This is a genomic window from Kitasatospora sp. MBT63, from assembly GCF_000710465.2.
Taxonomy (GTDB): Bacteria; Actinomycetota; Actinomycetes; order Streptomycetales; family Streptomycetaceae; genus Kitasatospora.
In genome coordinates this window covers 1-3,008 of record NZ_JAIZ01000242.1, presented here as the reverse complement: position 1 = coordinate 3,008, position 3,008 = coordinate 1, and the positions used below count along the sequence as shown (strand labels likewise).

Annotated in this window: 5 protein-coding genes; 2 read left to right on the top strand and 3 right to left on the bottom strand. The window is 69.3% G+C overall.

The features are described from left to right. Positions 1-58: 58 nt before the first annotated feature. Positions 59-346, bottom strand: a complete 288-nt coding sequence (locus tag AA75_RS51925) for a hypothetical protein (protein ID WP_233289033.1) — start codon at positions 344-346, stop codon at positions 59-61. 101 nt (positions 347-447) lie between these two features. On the opposite strand from AA75_RS51925, the gene AA75_RS53460 reads away from it, so the two are divergent. Both AA75_RS53460 and AA75_RS53990 read left to right on the top strand, forming a co-directional pair. After that, complete coding sequence (locus tag AA75_RS53460) at positions 448-705, top strand: SDR family NAD(P)-dependent oxidoreductase (protein WP_255369513.1); 258 nt, start codon at positions 448-450, stop codon at positions 703-705. Next, positions 590-1,012: an SDR family oxidoreductase gene (locus AA75_RS53990; protein ID WP_368666573.1), complete on the top strand. Its 423-nt coding sequence runs from the start codon at positions 590-592 to the stop codon at positions 1,010-1,012. The genes AA75_RS53460 and AA75_RS53990 overlap by 116 nt, the downstream gene beginning before the upstream one ends. A gap of 412 nt (positions 1,013-1,424) precedes the next feature. Here AA75_RS53990 and AA75_RS15610 read toward each other — a convergent pair whose 3' ends face one another. Both AA75_RS15610 and AA75_RS15605 read right to left on the bottom strand, forming a co-directional pair. After that, positions 1,425-1,859, bottom strand: coding sequence for a hypothetical protein (locus tag AA75_RS15610; protein WP_033820627.1), 435 nt, complete (start codon positions 1,857-1,859; stop codon positions 1,425-1,427). Positions 1,860-1,869: 10 nt separating this feature from the next. After that, positions 1,870-2,400: a hypothetical protein gene (locus tag AA75_RS15605; protein ID WP_033820626.1), complete on the bottom strand. Its 531-nt coding sequence runs from the start codon at positions 2,398-2,400 to the stop codon at positions 1,870-1,872. Positions 2,401-3,008 lie beyond the last annotated feature (608 nt).

Sequence of the window (3,008 nt, the reverse complement as noted above, 5' to 3'; positions counted from 1 at the left end):
GCCCGAAGAGTTCGTGCGCCGTCCGGTACTGGCCGCCCAGTGCGGATATGGCGACGACTTAGGTCTGGCTGGGGCCGTTGAGGTACTCGGGCGCCCCCGCCCGGCTCGCTGGTCGGCACTTCCCTCTGGCATGGTTCGATGCGCGGTTGAGGGAGTCCCGGACGTCCTGGAGATTGTCCAGCACCACCAGACGGCTCGAGGTCGAATGCTGCGTATATTGCAGGTGACCGGCCTGGTCCGAAGCGGTTTTCGCGAAGAGCATGTAACACAAGGTGGCAATCATCACGGGGCCACCGGAGGAATTGGCTTCCGCGTTGCAGAGATGCTGGTCGCCGAGGATGCGCATGTCGCGTTGTCGGGGCGCCAGGAAAGAGCAGGGGAGCTGGAAGCGGCACCCTTGGGAGGTGGGCCGACTTCGTCCGGCCGGATGTCTCGGTGGAAGCCGAAATGGCAACGCTGGTCGGCCGCACTGTCGAACTCCACGTGCGGCGTGATGTCATGGTCAACAATGCCGGCGGGCCGGGAAATCTGTCGCCGATCACCGAGTGCGATGCGGATGTCTTTGCGCGGGCCATGACTGTGCATGCCAATGGCCCATTGCTCGGGATCAAGTATGCCGGGCGGGAGATGGCCGCTCGGGGATCGGGAAGCGTCGTCAACGTGGGTAGCGCTGCGGGAAAGGCCGGCGGCTGGGAGGGGCTTTGAATATTCCGCCGCCAAGGCGGCCGTCGCGCAGTTGACCCGGAGTGCCGCATATCTCCTGGACTCGTGCCCACGGGAATTTTCGCCAAAAGGGACCGGAGTACAGCCGTCGGTCGCCGATGCCGCGGCTTCCGTGCTTGCCGCCAGAGCGACGGAACTGGTCGACGGCATTCAACCCATCGTCTCCGCTCTCACCCCCGAAGACGTGGCCGCGGCTGTGCTGTGGCTCGCGGGAGGCGCGAGTCACCTCATCACCGGCCAGGATCTCGGGTCGACGCCGGTGTATCGGCCGGTCGGCCCGTCTCCGTGATCCGTGCGGAGCGGGACCGCCTGCGTCAGGTGTTCTCCCCCTGATCCCTACGGGGTCCCTCGCGGACCGTTCTCCTGCGATGCACACGCCCCGCAGCAGGCCGCTGCACCATGTGTTCGAGTGGCCTGTGCGCCGTGAGGCCCCGTTGATCCGGGCAGGTTGACTGCCCTGCCACGGAGGGGCTTTCGGGACCGAGGGCCGTCCGTTCGCGGCTCGCCGCGTACTGACCGGAGGTCAAAGGTCCTCCCGATCACTGCGGGTTCCGGCGCGCGCGGCGGCGAGGAAGACGGCGAGGACGGGGAGCGGGGCGGCGAGGCCGAGCACCAACAGGACGCAGGGCACGATGTTCCTCTCCTTCCGACCGCAGGCAGCGGTCGTGTGACCGATACGACCGGTACACGCCGTATCGTTTTCAGGCTGAAGTGACCGTCGTGTTCGTGGTGATGAACCGTGCGGTTCCGGGCTTCTGGAGCTGCGGGTCGGGTACCGGCCCGGCCGGGGTCGGCTGGGTCGCGGGTGTCTGGACGCTGAAGACGGCGGGGAACGGGCCTCCCTTGACCAGGATCGGTTTGCCGGCGTTGGTGGTGCGCTGGGTCATGTTGGTGGGCATCAGGGTGAGGGTCAACGTGCCGGTGCCGGGGACCGTGAAGGGCGGTTGGGTGTAGGGCATCGGTCCGCTCAGCGCGACGGGCAGTTCGTCGCCCTGCAGACAGACCGGCAGGGCCTGGACGGCCACGTCCGTACTCGACCCCGTCAGCGGGAGCGGCGCGAGGAGCGTGGGGATGACGGCGGCCCCGGGGATGGTCACCTCGAGCAGGTCTCCGGTCCTGATGACGAAATCGGCCACGTCGCCCCCTTCAGGTGGTCAGTCCGAACAGTTCGAGGTCCGTGATGGCGACATCGGACCCGGCGCTGCCGGGATACACCGCGCCGACCTGGACCTGCATCCCGGTGATGAGCACCGCGTGGCTGATGGAGAACGTCTGTGCCTCGGAGGTGTCCTTCGGGACGATGACGAAGGACTCGCCGTTGGAGAAGACGAGGCGCAGCAGGCTCGGCCGCCCGTTCCGGACGTAGGCGTCGCTCGCCCCGGAGTGCAGGATGAGCTTCTTCAGCGTCACCCGGTGGGCGAAGGTGAAGGAGAGAGCCGGGTTCTTCGAGGCCGACCAGGGCGCCAGCCAGTGCGTGCCGAGGACCTCGTCCGCGGCGTTCAGCGGAGGGTGGCCGGGCTCCTCCGCGTCGGCCGCCACGCCGGTGGCGTGGATGGGCGAGAGGTGGCCGCCGATGGCGTCGGTGACCCGGGTCCTGGCCCGTTGGACCTGGTCGTCCACGCTTTTGCGGAAGGGCGGGTAGGTGGCGTAGAGCGTGGTGGCGCACAGGAGCACCACCGCGGCGACGATGCGGCCCTTGCGGTAGGTCCAGCGGAGGACGAACCTCAGGTCGAATCGGGGCCTCGTGAGGTGCGCCCCGCCTCCGGCCCGGTCGCCCGTACCCGTGTCGAGTGCGACGACGCGGGGTCCGCGTCTGGGAACGAACCTCCGCCACCACGGCTCCTTGACCGTTGCCGCCTCGACCAGCGAGGTGCCGCAGCGGCTGCAGAATCTGCGCGTGCCGGGATTGCCCTCCCCACACGCACCGCACACCAGATCGCCGGGCTGCAGACGACGGGTCGGTGCGGTTCTCGTGACCGCGATGGCTCGGGCCCGCGCTATCCGGGGCGCCTGTTCGCGAATCTCCTGGGGCGCCCTTGCGGGGGTTTCGGCAGTGTCGGCGGGAGGGTGATCCGGGCGGCGTCCTGGCTCCGGTGCTCCTGGTGCGGAGACGGGGGCCGGCGCCGGGTTTACGACGGGCGCGACCAAGGCCGCGACGTCGGTCCGTGGTGCGGGCGGCCTCGGTGGCGGCGTCGGTGTGTCTGCGCCTCGGCGTGGCGGCGGAGGGGGAGGTACGGCTCCGGAACGTGCCGGCGGTGGCGGCGGGGGTGCCGGGGGCCCGCTAC